This window comes from Kineococcus radiotolerans SRS30216 = ATCC BAA-149 (assembly GCF_000017305.1).
GTDB classification, from domain to species: Bacteria; Actinomycetota; Actinomycetes; order Actinomycetales; family Kineococcaceae; genus Kineococcus; species Kineococcus radiotolerans.
Genome location: NC_009664.2, coordinates 4,496,500 through 4,513,755 on the forward strand (window position 1 = coordinate 4,496,500; position 17,256 = coordinate 4,513,755).

General features: G+C 69.5%; 12 protein-coding genes and 1 pseudogene. 6 read left to right on the forward strand and 7 right to left on the reverse strand.

All coding sequences use genetic code 11. From position 1 onward, the window contains the following. Positions 1–1,638: 1,638 nt before the first annotated feature. A complete protein-coding gene (locus KRAD_RS21455) occupies positions 1,639–2,469 on the reverse strand; it encodes a hypothetical protein (RefSeq protein ID WP_041292324.1) in 831 nt (276 codons plus the stop codon). A 311-nt stretch (positions 2,470–2,780) separates the two neighbouring features. Here KRAD_RS21455 and KRAD_RS21460 point away from each other — a divergent pair, with 311 nt between their 5' ends. The 4 genes from KRAD_RS21460 to KRAD_RS21475 all read left to right on the forward strand — a co-directional run bounded on the left by KRAD_RS21460 (position 2,781) and on the right by KRAD_RS21475 (position 8,305). Further along, the gene (locus KRAD_RS21460) at positions 2,781–3,863 is read left to right on the forward strand and encodes a hypothetical protein (protein WP_012087793.1); all 1,083 of its coding nucleotides are present in this window, start codon (positions 2,781–2,783) and stop codon (positions 3,861–3,863) included. 735 nt (positions 3,864–4,598) lie between these two features. Further along, on the forward strand, positions 4,599–5,579 hold the full coding sequence (locus KRAD_RS21465; protein WP_012087803.1) for an SDR family oxidoreductase: 981 nt from the start codon (positions 4,599–4,601) through the stop codon (positions 5,577–5,579). Then, positions 5,576–6,358 carry an SDR family NAD(P)-dependent oxidoreductase gene (locus tag KRAD_RS21470; RefSeq protein ID WP_012087804.1) on the forward strand — a complete coding sequence of 261 codons (783 nt, stop codon included), beginning with the start codon at positions 5,576–5,578 and terminating at the stop codon, positions 6,356–6,358. Before KRAD_RS21465 ends, KRAD_RS21470 begins: the two co-directional genes overlap by 4 nt. Positions 6,359–6,901: 543 nt before the next feature. After that, positions 6,902–8,305 (forward strand): hypothetical protein, encoded by a 1,404-nt coding sequence (locus KRAD_RS21475; RefSeq protein ID WP_157873694.1) that lies wholly within the window; start codon positions 6,902–6,904, stop codon positions 8,303–8,305. A gap of 133 nt (positions 8,306–8,438) precedes the next feature. Here the strand turns inward: KRAD_RS21475 and KRAD_RS21480 are convergent. Then, positions 8,439–9,735 (reverse strand): annotated as a pseudogene (locus KRAD_RS21480) (IS701 family transposase). Positions 9,736–10,263: 528 nt separating this feature from the next. On the opposite strand from KRAD_RS21480, the gene KRAD_RS21490 reads away from it, so the two are divergent. Both KRAD_RS21490 and KRAD_RS21495 read left to right on the forward strand, forming a co-directional pair. Then, on the forward strand, positions 10,264–10,572 hold the full coding sequence (locus KRAD_RS21490; RefSeq protein WP_041292327.1) for a hypothetical protein: 309 nt from the start codon (positions 10,264–10,266) through the stop codon (positions 10,570–10,572). 378 nt (positions 10,573–10,950) lie between these two features. After that, on the forward strand, positions 10,951–11,241 hold the full coding sequence (locus tag KRAD_RS21495) for a hypothetical protein (protein WP_041292328.1): 291 nt from the start codon (positions 10,951–10,953) through the stop codon (positions 11,239–11,241). 31 nt (positions 11,242–11,272) lie between these two features. On the opposite strand, the gene KRAD_RS21500 is transcribed toward KRAD_RS21495, so the two are convergent. The 5 genes from KRAD_RS21500 to KRAD_RS21520 form a co-directional block, all read right to left on the reverse strand. Continuing rightward, positions 11,273–12,046: an SDR family NAD(P)-dependent oxidoreductase gene (locus tag KRAD_RS21500; RefSeq protein WP_012087809.1), complete on the reverse strand. Its 774-nt coding sequence runs from the start codon at positions 12,044–12,046 to the stop codon at positions 11,273–11,275. Beyond that, a complete protein-coding gene (locus KRAD_RS21505) occupies positions 12,043–13,407 on the reverse strand; it encodes an MFS transporter (protein ID WP_012087810.1) in 1,365 nt (454 codons plus the stop codon). Before KRAD_RS21505 ends, KRAD_RS21500 begins: the two co-directional genes overlap by 4 nt. A 42-nt stretch (positions 13,408–13,449) precedes the next feature. Next, entirely contained in the window at positions 13,450–14,769 is a 1,320-nt protein-coding gene (gene hisD / locus KRAD_RS21510; protein ID WP_012087811.1) for a histidinol dehydrogenase, read from the reverse strand. 260 nt (positions 14,770–15,029) lie between these two features. After that, a complete protein-coding gene (locus KRAD_RS21515) occupies positions 15,030–16,046 on the reverse strand; it encodes a LacI family DNA-binding transcriptional regulator (protein ID WP_012087812.1) in 1,017 nt (338 codons plus the stop codon). Positions 16,047–16,140: 94 nt separating this feature from the next. After that, on the reverse strand, positions 16,141–17,253 hold the full coding sequence (locus KRAD_RS21520; protein WP_041293688.1) for an alcohol dehydrogenase catalytic domain-containing protein: 1,113 nt from the start codon (positions 17,251–17,253) through the stop codon (positions 16,141–16,143). Between the last annotated feature and the right edge of the window lie 3 nt (positions 17,254–17,256).

The window sequence follows — 17,256 nt, forward strand, 5'->3', positions numbered from 1 at the left end:
GTGACGCCCTCTGGTTGTTCGGGGCCACCAGCACATCGGGCACGCTGTTGTCCTTGTACCTAGATGTACTGACCAGTGAGGTTGGTGACGCGTGAGGGAGGCGGTCGCGGCGCGGTGGGCCAGATTGTCTCCGGGGGGCTCGATGAGAACGCCGTCGACCTCGGCCTCGCACGATCGGCGATCGGCGTCGTCTACCTGGCCGTGCTGACCCGCGGTTTTCGCCCCGCTCCTCCTGAGCTCCCTTGAACAGGTCCCCCGGGCCTATGACCGCGGCCTGCAACGGCTGACCGATCGCGCGCGGGGTCACGACCCGGCGGCTTCGGTCGACGGGTCAAGCCCGCTGTTCGAGCCCGCTGCGTGGACGCTGGTGTCGGTGGCGCGTCGTAGGCTCCGCAGTGTGATTCGACGATGAGCAAGCTCGACGCCCAGCGGGCGATGCGCGAAGCCAATTACGCCCGCAACAGCGGCCGCCGCGCAGCAGCTGCCGGGAAGACGTCCGTGGCCCCGGCGGTTCGTGCGGCACAGCCGGCTGGCGCCGCTGCAGCTGCTGCACCCGCTCCGGTCGCACCCACGAGTGGGCAGTGCGGGCACAAGTCGATGAATGGCCGGGCATGCTCCCGTGAGGCGGCGCACCCCGAGAAGAACCACCGCTACAGCTGACGGCTACCTGCGGATCGATGGATCCGGAGCGTGGCCCGGGCTTCCCGGACAGGTGGGTGGCTCGATCATGCTGCAGTAGAGGCGTCGGGGCACCCCGATGGTGCTCTCCGCACCTGACTTCGTGCCACGACTCAGGTGACGACCGCGCGCGGCTCGTCCATTTCGGGGGGGCTCAGCGTCCTGAATGCGTCTGCGCCGCGGCGTGACCGTGAGGTCCTGGAGCCGCTGCGGGCGGGCTAGGAGGCAGCTCGCCAGGAGTCAGATCATCGATGTCGTGGGCTCACGTCAGCGTCTGGGGCCGGGGGCTCGGCTCCGAACGGCTCGACCGGTGGCCACGGCTGGGGTCGCCACAGGCGCCAGGACACCAGCGACCGCGTCGCCACGAGGGTCCACAGGATCGCCACCAGGAGGAACCAGGTGTTGCGGCCCTGGTAGAAGGCGAGTGGCCAGCAGCCGGCAGCGGCTGCCAGTTGCAGCACGGCGATGGTGCGCAGCTCGGTGCGCGTGGCTCGGTGCGCGTGGCTCGGTGCGCGTGGCTCACACCATCAGCCAGGATCGCCGCTTCATGGTGCCCATCGTCGCTGACGTGACCATTCTTGGCGCCTGCACGTCCCGGTTCGCCTCGGTGACTGCATCCTCAGACGCGGGGGATGGGGCGTAATCGGCCCCGACCCGGATGCCGTGCGAGCTGGCCTTCAGGATCAAGTGCCTGTTGCCAGGACCATGAGGTTGGGCAATGGGAACATGCAGCCCACCGAGCGCTTCCGACCGGCGTGGACAGGCCCGGTCATTTCACAGGGCGCTGGCCGTGGCCGGAGCACCGCCAGTACTGCCGGGGTGCCAGTCCAGGCACAAGGCCGTGGCGTCGTCGGCTGCCTGACCACCGGCCACCTCATCCACCGCCGCGGTCAGCACCTGCATCAACTGCCGCGAGTGCAACCCCGCGCACTACGCAACCAAGTTGCCCCCGGCCTGGTCTTACTCACATGCCCGCGGGACCTCGACCTGCACGGCGACACCGTGTTCGCGCAGTTGCAAGAGGATCGGATCGATCTGAGGCCCCTCGTCCGACTGCTCGTCCGACCCTTCGTTCGGCCCTTCGTCTGGTTCCTCTGCCGTGACGCTGAACGACGTGACCAGCCCGGAAGCTGGGTCGACCTCCACGATCCCCAAGACGGTTCCCGAGGCGGATCCGGAGGATAGGCCGGGTCGGAGCTGGTCCAGGGTGAGCCGCACCGCCTCCCGCCGCTGCGGGTGGGCGTCGTCCACGAGCTTGGACAGGTCGAGGTCCACGCGGTAGCGGCCCGGGGCGCCGTCGGGTTCCGCGCTGGTCACCGCCGCCAGCCAGTGGAAGGTGGCGGCGACGCTTCCCAGGAGCGGGTCGACCTCCATCGTCAGGCGGGGGGCGTCTGTGCGTGAGCTGGTCCAGCGCCCCTCGTCGTCCTGGGTGGGTGGCCCGTCGAGGAGGATCATCGACAAGCTGCCGGCCTCGGGGACGAGGAGGGCGTGCGCCGTCACTTCCTCCGGTGTGCTCTGGCCGGGCAGCGCGATGAGCCCGTCGAGCACGAGGACACCGTCGCCGCCGAGGGGTGCAGGAGGTGGGAGTGAGGGGAATGTCGTGGCGACCGTGGTCATCGTCGCCGCCCCTGTCGTCAGGTCGGTGTGTCCGTACGCCGAGGTGTGGACCGGGTCCTCCACCGGGGTGCGCCAGGAGTAGCGCGCGGTGGCGGTTGCAAGGGTGCGTGCGTGCGCGTTCAGGACGACGCGCAACGGGTCAGCGGGTTCGGCGTTCGTCATGTCGTGGTGCACCCGGTCACGCTATCCGCCCAGCCTTGGGCTTGACGATGAACCTCGCGCCTGGGGGCTGCCCCGGCTTCAGTTGACCCTGGTGGGTGGGGGCGGTCAGGTCGCGTGAGCGGCTTGGAGGGGCGTCTCATACTTGCCCGGTGTCAGTGCACCTGGCACGAGCTGACGGCGCCGCCGGTGCTAATCGCAACGTATCGGTGCTTGCGCCTGGGCTGGGACTGGGGGCCTGGGAGGAGGCGCCGCGCTGGTGCGGTGCCGCGTCGGGTCTGTCGTGGGCTCTTCTCCCGGTGGGGCTGGTGGGGCACACTGCCACGGTGGAAGAGACCACGACCAAGCCAATCCCACCTTCGCCCACTGGGCAGCGGCGCATGCACCTGGTCGGCACCCTGCCGCAGTTCGACGAGCCGGGTGCGGCCTTGTCCTGGCAGTTGAACGACCTGCAGGGGCAGGTGCGCCGCCTCAGCGGCGGGGAGACGGGGGAGCGGGCGATCTGGATCGTTCCCGTCGTGCAGCGCCTGGCTCGCGAACCGGTCGTGCGTCGGGTGCGGTCGGGCGGCTGGACCCGCTACGACGACGTGGACCGCTTCGCCGTGCGGCGCGGGCGGCGGCTGGAACCACGGCACCTGGACCTGCGGGTGGCCCAGTACGGCGCGGAGGAGTTGCGCGTGCTGTCCGACCTGGGCCACCCCGCCACCGAGGACACGCCCCTGCAGGTCGGGGTCCCGGGCAACTTCGACATGGCGTTATTCAGCTTCGGTCCGGTCGCCGCCCTGCGCCTGGCCCCGGTCTTTCGCCGTCGCCTCGGCCAAGACATCGCTGCGCTCATCGCTCAAGCTGGGCCGGCGGTGGTGTTCCAGCTGGAGATGCCCGTCGAGCTGGTCGCGGTGGCGGCAGCTCCGGGGCCGGTGCAACCGGTGGCGGCGCGGGTGGTGGCGCGCTCGGTACTGCGGCAGGTGGCGGAGGCGCCAGCGGGGGCCCGGTTCGGGGTGCACCTGTGCCTGGGGGACCTGGGTCATCGAGCGCTGCGGCAACTGCCGGACACGGCTCCACTGGTGCATCTGACGAACGCGCTGGTCCGGGGGTGGCCGCGTGGACGCAGGCTGGACTTCGTGCATCTGCCCATGTCGGGTGGGAACCGGCCACCGCCGCTGGATCCGGGGTTCTACGCGCCGCTGCATGGGTTGAGGGAGACGATGCCGGTGGAGACGGAGTTGATCGCTGGTCTCGCCCATGAGGAGCAAACGCTCACTGACCAGATCCAAGTGTTGCAGCTGGTCGAAGACACTCTCGACCGCACGGTCGACGTGGCGACGTCTTGTGGTCTGGGGCGGCGCTTACCGCTCGAGGCCGACGCCGCGGTGCGCAGGACGCTGGAGCTGCTCCAGCCCACATCGTGAGGGGCGCAGGCACCTGACCTCCTGTGTGGGCGCTGTCGAGCGCCAGCAGGTGATCTTGCCGAAGCAGCCGGTGGGCCGTCACCTCACTCGCCTCTCGCGCCTCCTTCGTCGTGGACGACGAGGTGCGGGAAGCGCGGGCCAGCCCCGGTCGTCCCTGGTCGCAAGTGAACCAGGGCAGAAGGCGGCGACGTCGCGCTCGGGGATGTTCATGGCTGACCCTGCTTGAAGAGGACCGGCACCCGTTCTCCCGCGAGCGGGAGGTGCCCCCAGCCACTGCGACGGGGTTCGCATCGGCGGCGAGGCGATGAGCAGGAACTATCCGCAGATCCGTCGAGCCGGGAGAGTCGCGAGACATCCCGCGGCATCGGCTGCCTCCTCAGGGCAGCCCATGCGTTGGCTCCAGGTTCCATGGCGTCTCGCCCCACCTCCTCAAGGCAGATGTCCACCATCGGCGCTGCGTCGGCGCTGCGTCGACGCTGTGTCGTGGAGTGGGCCCTCAACCACCTGGGGCGGGGGCGTGCTTTCGCCACCTGCTGCGACGAGTGCACCCGTCACCACTGCGCGAGGCTGGTGCCGGCCTCACTGTTGATGTGGCTGAGGTGAAGATGCGTCAGGTATGGCCCGGGGGTCCTGGGTATCCACGGACTGACAGGCCGTGGCAGCCCGTCGGCGGGACGGGCAGTGTCGTTTTCACCGGACGAGCGTCCGGAGAAGCATCACCACCTGGAGCAGACAATGCCTCGTACCCGTCCCGACATCAATGTTCCCGCCCTCGTCGGTCGCCACGCCGTGGTCACCGGTGCCAGTGATGGCGTGGGCCTGGCTCTGGCCACCCGGCTGGCCGCCGCCGGTGCGGACCTCACCCTCCCGGTTCGCAATCAGGTCAAGGGCCGGGCTGCGCTGGCGGCGATCCGCCGAGCGGTGCCCGGCGCACGGGTGGTGATGGCCGATCTTGACCTGTCCTCCCTCGCCTCGGTCGCCGCCTTCGGGGCCCGGATGCAGGAGGAAGGCAAGGCCATCCATCTGCTCGTCAACAACGCGGGGGTCATGACCCCGCCGCAGCGTCAGTCGACCGTCGACGGCTTCGAGTTGCAGTTCGGCACCAACCACCTCGGCCACGTCGCCCTGGTGGCCCACCTGCTTCCCCTGCTGCGGGCTGGGCGGGCCCGGGTCACCTCCCAGGTCAGCGTGGCCGCGCGTTCGGGACGCGTGAACTTCGAGGACCCGAACTGGCGCGACGCCTACCACGGCATGAAGGCCTACAGCTCCTCCATGATCGCTTTCGGTCTGTTCGGGCTCGAGTTGGAGCGCCGCAGCCGCGCTCAGGGCTGGGGCATCACCAGCAACCTGTCCCACCCCGGCATCGCCCCCACCAGCCTGCTCGCCGCCCGCCCCGAGGTCGGTCGCTCCGCTGACACCACCCAGGTCCGCCGCATCCGCACCTTGTCGCGCTGGGGGCTGGTCGGGACGGTGGAGACCGCTCTGCTGCCCGCTCTGATGGCCGCCACCTCGCAGGAGTCCGAGGGAGGCAAGCTGTACGGGCCTCGTGGCCCGGGCCACCTGAGCGGCGGCCCGAGCGAGCAGAAGCTGTACCGACCCCTGCGCAGCACCGCCGACGCCGCCCACGTCTGGGAAATCTCCGAAGCACTCACGGGAGTGTCCTTCCCGAGGAGTGCCGCCGATGTGCTCCTCGCGGGACAGGAGAAGGCGTCGTGAGCGACCTCAGCGGTCAAACCGCTCTGGTCACCGGGGCCGCGCGCGGGATCGGGCGGGCCATCGCGGTGCGCTACGCCTCCCTGGGAGCGCAGGTCGTGGTGAACTACCACGCCGACGCCGCCGCGGCCCACGCCACGGTCGCGCAGATCGAGGCCTCGGGCGGGCGGGCCGTCGCGGTGCAGGGCGACGTGGCGGTGACCGCTGACCTGGACCGGTTGTTCGCCACGACGCTCGAGCACTACGGTCGCCTCGACGTCGTGGTCGCCAACGCCGGGCGCGAAGTCATCAGCCAGCCCGTGATCGACGTCGCCGATGCGGACTTCGACGCCCTGGTGGCGGTCAACGTGCGTGGAGCGTTCTTCACGCTGCAGCGGGGTGCGAAGCTCGTGGCCTACGGGGGCCGGCTCATCTACATCGGTTCCAGCACCACGGTCAGCCCTCACCCGGGTACGGGTCTGTACTCCGCCTCGAAGGTATTCGCCCAGCAGCTGGTCCGGGTCTTGGCCATGGAGCTCGGAGCCCGTGATGTCACGGTGAACACCATCCTGCCGACGGCGACAGCCGGCGCTGGGGTGTTCACCGACGTCGTCGAGGGTGATGAGTTCCACCGGGTTACGCCACGATCCGGCCCTTGGGTGGACGCGGAGGCACCCCTGAGGACGCAGCCGATGCCGCGGAGTACCTCGCGAGTCCGCTGGCTCGATGGGTCAGTGGACAGTCCCTGCTCATCGCCGGAGGGGCGGTGCAGTGAGAGGGCTGGTCCCCTTCACGTGTCGTGAGGGCAGTCGCAATGAATGATCAGGAGAACATCTAGGCTGCAGCATCGGTCAGAATGCACTGCTTCGAGCCTGCTTGACCTCTGTCAGCCAAATCTTCGCCGGTCAGCGCGCCCCGTTTCTCGCGCGGCGCTGGCGGAGTCCACGACGACGCGGGAGAAGTCAATGGCCCCTTGCGCCGAGGCGCTTCAGTGCGGCCCGGTGCAGCCGCGGTCACAGCCCCGCCTCGGTCCAGGCGCGGGAGCAACGGTGGGCGGTGGCCTTGGACACTTCCAAGGACGCCGCCGGCAGGTGAGCCAGGTGCTGCCCGTGGTCAAGACGTAGCCGATCGCGGCCAGCACCGTTCGTTCGTCGCGGTGCTGGGTGTCGCCTCCTCGCCGACGTTGCTGCTGGGGCGGGATCGAGGGCTGGGCGATCTGCCGCAGATGGGCGGCCACCATTTGGGCGATCAGCCGCTCATCCACGCTTTGGTGACGTCTGGACAGTCAGCGCAGTCCACATCAGACATGGCCTTATCCAACAAGAACTCGAAGGGGCTTTTAGCAGATGAACCAATTCGATCCGTCCGCATACCGCGCTTCGGTCAGTGATGACTCATTGGCCGCCTCCGAGCCGGCTGATGTACATTCGGGGTTCTCGGTGCAGCAGGACGGCGCGCCGCTGCGCCCTTTGGGTGCGTTCGAGCAGGTTTTTCACCTGTACGCCCAGCGCTACCCTGTTCACTTCAGCCTGACCGCTCACCTGGCGTATGTCGTGGGCGAGGACGACGTTCGTCGCGCGACTGCCGTGCTGCAGCGGGTACACCCGCTACTGGCGGCGACCATCACCGACGACGTGGTCGAGGGCTGCTACCAAGCTTACTACCAACACAGCAGAGCAGTGGTGTCGGTCACCACCGTGGCGGGGGCCACCTGGGAGGACGTAGTTGCTCAGGAACAGGCCCGCCCGTTCACGCATGAGGCGGGGCCGCTGTGGCGCGTGACGTTGTGCGCGCCGCCTGCTGGAACGGTGGTAGAGGAAAGTAGCTCCGGCACCACGCTTGTTCTGACTCTGGATCACCGCATCGCCGACGGTCGCTCGGGCCTGCGTGTCCTGGCGGACCTGTTGTCCGTTCTGGCTCAGAAGGATCTCCCGGCCAGAGCTGTTGTTCCTAGTCAAGACGATTTGCTCGCTGCCGTGGGTGAGGGCCGTGACGAACTCGAGCAAGACTCGACAGAGGGGCAGTTGTCGGAACTGTCCGCGCCTGCGGGCGCGCCGGTCCTCCTGCGCATCTACGACAACAGCCCGCCCTCGGTCTCTTCGCTGATGTTGAGCGTGGAAGCGACACAGCAATTGCGCCGCGCCTGTCGCGACCGCGGAACGACAGTGCACAGCGCCCTGGGGGCAGCGCTGAGCGTCGCGCTGGCGGCGGCCGGGCGTGATCCGGCAAGAATTGTTCATCCGACGGATTTGCGGGGACTATTCAATCTTGGCGACGCTGTCGGCTTGTGCATCAGTCCTGCGCCCGCGGTGACCTCCTTCGCCGGGGCGGCGGATCGAGGGGTGGTTGAGTTGGCAGGCGCCATCAACGACCAGTTGAACGTGGCCCGGCGACCCGTTGTGGTCCTGGCTGCCGCCAAGATGTTGGAGGATCACCTGGCCAGTACCCCCGACGAGGCGGTGGCTGGCATGCTGGCGATGACCAGGGTTGATGCGATGCTCACCAACCTTGGGATCGTGGAGCTGAAAGAAATCACAATGAATGATGTGATTGATCGTGAAGGGGTGAACTTCCTGCCCGTGATCAGTCTGCGGGCCCTGGCCATGAGTACGGGGATCAGCGGAGAGCAAGTGGTAGGAGCACTGACTTACCGTGGTCAGCTGCAGCTGACGAACACATCCCACGAACCTGTGCCCGGACTCCTGGAGCGAGTGGCGCAGGAGCTACACGTGTTCGCGTTGTCCGCTTAGCGACCGACTCGACTAATAGTACTTCGTTAGGTCGGCACGAGGGGTCGGTCCCGAACGGGTTGTCTGCAGACGGTGCAGGTGCCGGTCCAGGCGGCCAGCAACTGCTGGAGCAGGCGCAGCACGGCGTAGGTGCTCAAGCTGCGCCACGCGCTTTCGGGTCGGCGCGCAGCAGGGTGCAGAAGAGGTGTGCGGCGGTGACGAGGGTGACGTGGCGGTGCTAGCCGGTAAAGCTGCGGCCCTCGAAGTGGTCCAGGCCAAGGCCGGTCTTGAGTTCGCGGTAGTCGCGCTCGATGCGCCAGCGGATCTTGCCCAGGCGGACCAGTTCGGGCGGGGCGGTGTCGGCGGGCAGGTTGGAGAGCCAGTACTTTCCCCCGCACGCGGGAGGTGCCCCCTCCGGCTCGTCCGCTTCCTGCGGCCAGTCCGCGATCAGCCACTGCTCGGGCAGGGACCCGTCCTCGGTCAGTCGGGCGGTGTGCTTGCGCCCGGCCGGACGAATGCGGATTGCGAGGAACCGCGAGGTGAGCTGGTCGCGGGAACCGGCCCGCCAGGTGACCTCCTGCGCGTTCTCCCTACCTGCTGTTAGGGCGTGCTGGCACAAACTCATCGGCGCGTCGCGGTAGCGCGGCTTGCCGCGCGGGCCGGCGCCGAGGTACTCGCGCAGCTCAGGAACAGCGTCGGCGGGGTGCGCACTCAGGTCGGATTCGACCTGCACGATCCAGGACAGTCCCCACTCAGTGAGGGCGTCGCGGAAGTGAGCGTTGTTGCCGTAGCCGGCGTCAGTGGCGATCACCGGTGGACACAGACCCCACTCGGCGAGTTCGTCGAGCATCTCCAGCGCCAGGCGCCACTTCGGCTGATGACCCAGCTCGTCGGGGATCCCCGCCCGTTTGCGCTGCAACCGCACGGTGTCGAGCCTGCGTTGGTCTCTGCCCCATCCAAGCTCTCGTCCAGAGTGCTCTCGACTGCGGCGGTATCCTAGCTGCCGGGCAGGAACAGCTGCCAGTCCAGCGGGCAAGAGGCGGTGTGGGTGACGGCGTGGACGCTGACGCCGATCTGGCAGTTGCCTACCTTGCCGAGGGTTCCGGAGTACTGCCGGGCGACCCGGGCGAGGCTTTGCCGTCCTTGGGGAAGCCAGTGTCGTCGATGACCCACGCGACCGGTTCGATCACCTCTACCGCCTTGCCTGCGATGCGAGAACGCACCGCGCTGACGTCCCAGGTCGAGGAGGACACGAACTGCTGCAGGTCCTGGTGGTCCACCCCGAGGCGTTCGGCCTTCGGCTGCATCGACTTGCGGGTTCCGTCCAGCAGCAGCCCGCGCAGGTAGGTTTGGCCTTTGGCTCGCTGATCGGCTCGGGTCAGCGGCGCGAAGACGTCCGCGGCGAAGTCCTCCAGCTGCTCGCGCACGCCCTCGAGGTCCTCAGGAGTCACCGCGACAGCGCACCACGCGACGACCACCCTTGGTAAGACCTAACAAAGCACTACTAGGTGATCCCGTACCCACCTCGTGACGGCCGTGCCGATCCACGTGCTCAAGGGGGCGCCGACCAGGACGCTGACGACGGCCATCACCGCCGCCTGGCGCCACTCCGGTGCTTCGAACGGCCAGCCGATGCCGTCTAGCACCCCGAAGGCCAACACGGCGCCGGTCAGGAGGACAGCAACGTGGAGCAGCTGCCCTAGGGTTCTCCCGGGGCGGGGCGTCGAAGAGTCGCGGCGGGGCTGTGACACGCGGGTCACTGTGCCTGCTGTGGTGCTCCCATGGCCGCGACTCTGCCGGCGGCTGCGCCATCTGGCTGGGGCCTGAGTGATCGAGGCGTCCAGGGCATGACGACGAGGCCGCGGACGGGCAGGATGGCCGTGACATCGCCCCTATCCGCGGAACGGCCGTGACGTCACGCGCAGCGCGGAGGGCTGAGGAGTCGCCGCTTTCTCCTGGTCGCACGGCAGACTGGCCAGGTGAGCAACGCGCTGGCGGTCGAGGTTCTGCTGCGCCTTGTGCGGGTGATGGAGGCCGCTGAGGCAGCTGAGCGCGCCCACGAGCAGGCACGTGAGGCTGAGCTGATGGCCACGACAGCGTGGCGCGGGGAGAAGGCCCGGACGGCGGCGGCCGCCGCGCAGGAGCAGGTGATGTCCTGTCAGGACGAGATCGGTCGAGCTCGAGCGGACGTGCTCTGGCAGCTGGGGCAGCACAACGAGGACTGGTCGAGCTGGTTGAGGAAGCACACCAGTCTCGACGGTGCGCCACCTGCTTCCGGAGCAGCCTGAGGCACCGCGGGAAGCTGAGCCATCGACGCGCACCCAGGGCGGGATGACCGTGAGATCGCCGGAGGGCGATCAAGCTGGCTGGAGCACTCCTGGGAGGATGAAGTGGGCGGTCATGGCGGGTCCATCCCGGGTTGGCTGGGGTTCGTGCTGGTGGCCCTCGTCGTCGTGGTGGGCGTCCTGATCGAACGGTCTCGCCGCCGTGGGAAGTAGGGCACCCTTGACCTTGGTCACGCTGCGGCTTGATGACTCCGGTCTGCGTAGACGGCGCGATGACCGTGCGTATGCCCGACCCGCCTCAAGCGGTGCGGTGCGAAGCCGTGAAGATGAATGCCATGATCCTCGCGCAGGCCGTCCTCGACGTCCGACCTGGCCGAGTTGGTGACTTCGAGGTGGCCTTCTTCCAGGCCAATCGACTGCCCGCTGATCGACTGCCCGCTGATCGACTGCCCGCTGATCGACTGCCCGCTGATCGACTGCCCGCTGATCGACTGCCCGCTGATCGACTGCCCGCTGATCGACTGCCCGCCTATCGACCGCTTGTGTGACGGGTGGGCTGGCTACGGGCAGGCAAACGAAGGCGAGAAGTTTCCTCGTGTCGACGTGGCGGTGACGAGGTGGCGGGCAATCGACTGCGGCGGCAACCGTCGCCTCACGATCGGCTCCTGCTGACTCCGGACCAGGGGGAGTGGCGTGCGCGTGTTCAGCGGGCGATCATGCCTGCCGAGAGATCGATGTCAGCGCCGCACAGGCCGGGCATGCACAGCACCGCGACAGCGGCCGTGGCCACTTCCTCCTCCGTCACCATGCGCCGCAGCGCGGCGCGGGAGACGAAATCGGCCTCGGCCTGCGCCGGCGTCGCGCCGGATCGTTCCGCCTCACGCGCGAAGTTGCGTTCCATCCGCGGTCCGGCCACGGGGCCGGGGGAGACGGAGTTCACCATGACGCCCCGGGGGCCCACCTCGTGCGCCAGTGTGGTCGTCAGGCCGAGCACCGCCATCTTCGACGCCGTGTACGGCGTACGTCCCGGAAGTGGCCGTTTGCCGCTGACGGAGGCGATGTTGACCACGTCCCCGGACCCACGCTCCAGCATGGGCGGGAGGAACGCCCGGCACATCAGGTAGGTCCCGCGGACGTTCACCGCGAAGACCTCGTCCCACTCCTGAGGCTGCACTGCGGTCAGGTCGGCGACCGGACCCGCGATACCAGCGTTGTTGATCAGGATGGAGATCGACTCCCCGCTGAGATCGCGGGCGAGGGTGCCCACCGAGTCGGGGTCGGAGACGTCGCACGTCGCCACCCGCGATCTCGGACCGATCATCGCCGCCGTCTCGTTCAGTGTGTCCTCCCCGCGCCCGACGAGGACCACGCGGGCGCCGTGGCCGGCCAGGGCGAGCGCGATCGCCCGCCCCAGCCCGTTGCCCGCCCCGGTCACCAGGGCGGTGCGCCCACCGACGACGTCGTCCGGTGTTTTCACGACGCTTCCCGAAGCGACGCCGCGGGGTGCTCCCCGGGCAGGGTCGTCACGTCGATCTCGTCCAGTTCGAGGTGGCGTCGGTCGGGGGCGAAGGAGATCGCCACGATCGCTACCAGGGTGCAGGCGATGGCGAAGACGATGACCGCCCACAGGCTGCCGTCGGTCCACAAGACCATGGCCGCGGCCAGGGCGGGCGCGAAGCTGGCCAGCAGGATCGAGGCCATCTGGTAGCCGATGGAGATGCCGGAGTAGCGCACGGCGGTGGGGAACATCTCGCAGTACAGCGCGGGCAGGGGTGCGTAGACCATGGCGTGCCCCAGCGCCATGAAGATCACGACGCCGAGGGTGATCGCCCACAGCTCACCTGTCTGCACGAGCGCGAACACCGGCCAGGTGGTGACCACGATGATCCCCGCGCCGATGAGGAAGGTCTTGGGGCGCCCGATGCGGTCTGAGAGCGCACCGAAGACGGGGATCAGCGCGATGTTGGCGGCTGCACCGATCATCGAGGCGGTGAGGCCGTAGCTGCGGGGGGCGCCCAGGGTCGTCGTGACGTAGGAGAGGATGAAGGTGGTGAACAGGTAGTAGTTCCCGGCTTCAGCGAACCGGCCGAAGATCGCGATGAGCAGGGACCGCTTGTGCTCGCGGAACAGCACGACGGCGGGTGCCTTGCGCTGCTCCATCTCGGCGTCCATCTTCGCCTTCTCCGCCAGGAAAGCGGGGCTCTCGGTGGCGCGCAGGCGGATCACCAGACCCACGACGGCCAGGACGATCGCCAGCAGGAACGGCAACCGCCAGCCCCAGGTCTCGAAGGAGTCGCCGGAGAGCCATGCCGATAGAGACACCGCGGCGGTGCCCAGCAGCAGTCCGGCGGAGACGCCGATCTGCGGCCAGGAACCGAAGTAGCCGCGGCGACGGCGCGGCGCGTTCTCGACCGCGATGATCGCAGCCCCGCCCCACTCCCCGCCCACGGCGAAACCCTGCGCCAGGCGCAGCACGCACAGCAGCAGTGGAGCCGCTACGCCGATCTGGGCGTAGGTCGGCATCAGGCCGATCGCGGCGGTCGCGACGGTCATCACCGAGAAGGTGAGGATCAGCGTCGACTTGCGCCCGATGCGGTCCCCGAGGTGGCCGGCGACGACCGCGCCCAGCGGGCGGGCCAGGAACCCGACGCCGAAGGAGGCCAGCGACACGATCTGGCCCACCCCGGAGGAAAGGTTGGGGAAGAACAGCGAACCGAACACCAGGGCGGCGGCGGTTCCGTAGATCGTGTACTCGTACCACTCGACGATGGCGCCGATGGTCCCCGACTGCAGGGACCGGCGACGCAACTGCTCGGGGGTGGGGGCGGTCTTCTCCATCGCGGGATCTCCGTCGATCGGTGGCGGGAGGGGAGGGGTTGCTCAGGCGGAGGTGGTCTGGAAGTGCTCGCTCCAGGGCAGCGGGGCGTCGGCGTACTTGGCGGCGCGCACGTCACCGGAACGGGCGTGACCCTCGAAGAGCTCCACGCGGGCGGCCCGCCCGCACAGCGTCCCCAGCCGCGCCGAGGCGGCCTCGTCGCGGACCTCCTGGTAGGTGACGGTGCGCAGGTACTTCCCGACCCAGAGCCCGCCGGTGTAGCGCGCGGCGCCACGGGTGGGCAGGACGTGGTTGGTGCCGATCACCTTGTCCCCGTAGGACACGCAGGTGCCCTCACCGAGGAAGAGGGCGCCGTAGGCGTGCATCTTCTCCAACGCCAGGCGGGGTTCGGCGGTGAGGATCTGGACGTGCTCGAACGCGAAGTCGTCGGCGATGCGGTACGCCTCGTCCAGGTCGTCGGCGACGATGACCTGGCCGTGGTCACGCCAGGCCGGACCCGCGATGTCGCCCGTGGGCATGCCCGGCAGGATCTCCTCGACGTGAGCCATGACCTGACGGCCGACGTCCTCGCTCGTGGTGATGAGCACCGCCGGGGAGTCGGGGCCGTGCTCGGCCTGGGAGAGGAGGTCCACGGCCACGACGAACGGGTCGGCGGCCTCGTCGGCCACCACGAGGACCTCGGTGGGTCCGGCGAACAGGTCGATGCCGACCTCCCCGAAGAGTTGCCGCTTGGCTTCGGCGACGTAGGCGTTGCCGGGGCCGGCGAGCATGTCGACGCGCGCGATGCTCTCGGTCCCGATGGCCATGGCCGCGACCGCCTGCACCCCGCCGAGGACGTGGATCTCGTCGGCGCCGGCGAAGTGCATGGCCGCGATGGTCGCGGCGGGGATCTCGCCGCGGATGGGCGGTGTGCAGGCGACGACGCGCGGTACGCCGGCGACCTTGGCGGTGACGATGGTCATGTGCGCGGAGGCGGTGAGGGGGTAGCGACCACCGGGGATGTAGGCCCCGACGGCCGCGATGGGCAGGTGGCGGTGGCCGAGGAGGACTCCCGGCTCGGTCTCGACCTCGATGTCGGTCATGGATGCCCGCTGGGCTTCGGCGAAGCGGCGGACGTTGGCCTGCACGGTGGTGATGTCGTCGACGACCTGCTGGGGCAGGGAGGCGATGATCTCCTGCACCTGAGCCTCGTCGAGGCGGAAGGAGGCGGGCTCCCACCGGTCGAAGCGGGTGGACAGCTCGCGCACCGCCGCGTCACCGCGGGTGCGCACGTCGGCCACGATGGCGCGCACCGTCTCGGCGAGCGCGTCGTTGTCGGCGAACGAGGTCGAGGTGGACGTGGCCGTCTTGAGGGGGTGGGACATCTCAGCTCCATTGCGCGACGTCTGGCGTTCGGGGCGGTGCGTCGCATCCGTAGTGGATACGTATCCAACGATGGTGCGAAGCTAGAGCTAGACGCCCGACCCGTCAACCCCCACCGTCCTTGCGCGCGCCGCCTGCAGCACCAGGCAGGGTGTCCCCCCACGCGGCGTGTCCCACCACGCGGCGTGTCCCACCACGCGGCGTACCCCATCACGCGGCGTGCCCCATCACGCGGCGAGTCACATCAGGGGGTGGTGTCACATCAGCTGGCGGTGTCTGCGCTCCACGGCGCGGTGGTGGCGCGCAGCACCAGCTCCACGGGCAGGACCTCGTGGCTCAGCGGCGACTCCGGGTCCTGCAGCCGCTCCAGCAGGAGGCGGGCGGCCACTTCGGCGATGCGGCTCAGCGGCTGGCGCACCGTCGTCAGCTCGATGCGCTCCCACGCGGAGGCGGGTGCGTCATCGCACCCGACGACACTCAGCTGCCCGGGAACGTCGACGCCCTCGGCCGCGGCGGCGTTGAGCGCCGCGTGGGCCATCACGTCGTTGTGGCAGAACAACGCGCTCGGGGGCTGCGGAGCAGCCAGCAGCTCGCGCACCGCCGCGTAGCTCGTGGCGTAGTCGTAGTCACCCTGCACCTCCACCAGGTCGACCTGCGGTGCCCGCTCAGCGAGCCGGGCGCGGAAACCCGCCCCGCGCTGCTCGGCGGTACTCGCCCGCTCCGTTCCGCACACCATCGCGATGCGTCGATGGCCCAGGTCGAGCAGGTGATCAGCGACCAGCCTGCCCGCGGTGGTGTTGTCCGCCTCCACCTGATCCCCGGGGAACCCCTCGATGGTCCGGTGACACAGCACCACGGGGATCCCGTGCTCGCTGACCGGCCACGCCAGGGGGTCCTCGCGCAGGGCCGAGGTGAAGACCACCCCGTCGACCCGCTCCCTGCGCAGCATCGCCAAGCTCTCCTGCGCGGTGGCCACGTCGCTGAGCAGCAGCAGGCGCAGACCCTCCTCGTGCAGCACCCGCTCCACCGCGCGCACCATGATCGGGTAGAAGGGGTTGGTGAGGTCGCGGATGACCACCCCGACCAGACCGGTGCGGGCAGCGACCAACGACCTCGCCGCCAGGTTGGGCTGGAAGTCGTGCTTGGCCAGGACTTCCAGCACTCGGCGCCTGGTCTGCGGGGCGACGCTGCCGCCGTTGAGCACCCGCGACACGGTCGACTGGGCCACTCCCGCCTCCCGCGCGATTTGGACACTGGAGACGGAGGGTCGCCGGGCCATGGGTGTCGCTCCTTCAGACGTGGTGGTCGGTGGTGCCGAGTCGGAGCCGCACTGGGCCCATCGGGCCCATCGGGCTTACTGGGCCCAGCCTGGCTCAACCAGGTTCGGGGACGATGAGCTGACGTACGGCGAGGCCGTCGGCGAGGGTGTCCATCGCCTCATTGACGTCCTCGAGCCTGATGGTGGCCGAGACCAGCTGCTCCACCGGCAGTCGCCCCTGCCGCCACAGCTGCACGTAGGTGGGGATGTCACGCGCAGGCACCGCAGAGCCCAGGTAGCTGCCGACGATCGTGCGTGCCTCAGCCGTCAGCCCCAGCGGCTCGATCTGCGCGCGAGCCCCCGGCGCGGGCAGGCCGACAGTCACCGTGGTGCCTCCGGGTGCCGTCAGCTGCACGGCCGTCTCGAAGGCGCGCACATTGCCGGCCGCCTCCACCACGACCGGCGCGCGCAGCCCCTCCGCCAGCGCCTCCTGCGGAGTCAGGGCCTGCGAAGCCCCCGCGGCTCGGGCGGCGGTCAGCTTCGCCGCCACCGTGTCCACGCCGATGACGCGGCCGGTCCCCAGGGAGGCGGCGGTCATGACCGCGGCCATGCCCACCCCGCCCAGGCCGACCACGATCACGTCGTCGCCCTCCTGGGGTCGGCCCGCGTTGAGCACCGCCCCACCGCCGGTGAGCACAGCGCACCCCAGCAGCGCCGCCACCGCCGGCGGCACGTCCGCCTCGACCGGCACGATCGAACGCCGGTCCACCACGGCGTGCGTGGCGAAGGCGGAGATGCCCAGGTGGTGCTTGACCGGTTGCCCGTCGCGGCGCAGCCGCAGCCCCCCGCCCAGCAACTCCCCGGCTCCGTTGGCAGCACTGCCCGGCAGGCACGGCAGCTTGCCTTCGGTGCGGCAACCTGCGCAGCGTCCGCAGCGCGGCAGGAACGTCATGACGACCCGCTGTCCCAGCTCCACGTCCTCGACCCCAGCGCCGAGCGCTTCGATGATCCCGGCGGCCTCGTGTCCCAGCAGCATCGGGACCGGGCGGACCCGGTTACCGTCGACGACCGAGAGGTCGGAGTGGCACAGGCCGGCCGCCTCGATGCGCACCAGCACCTCCCCCGGGCCGGGCGGGTCCAGATCGAGCTCGCTGATCGTCACCGGTCGCGAGTCTGCGAACGGGCGAGCCCGCCCAACCTCTTCCAGCACCGCCCCGCGGATGGTCAGTGT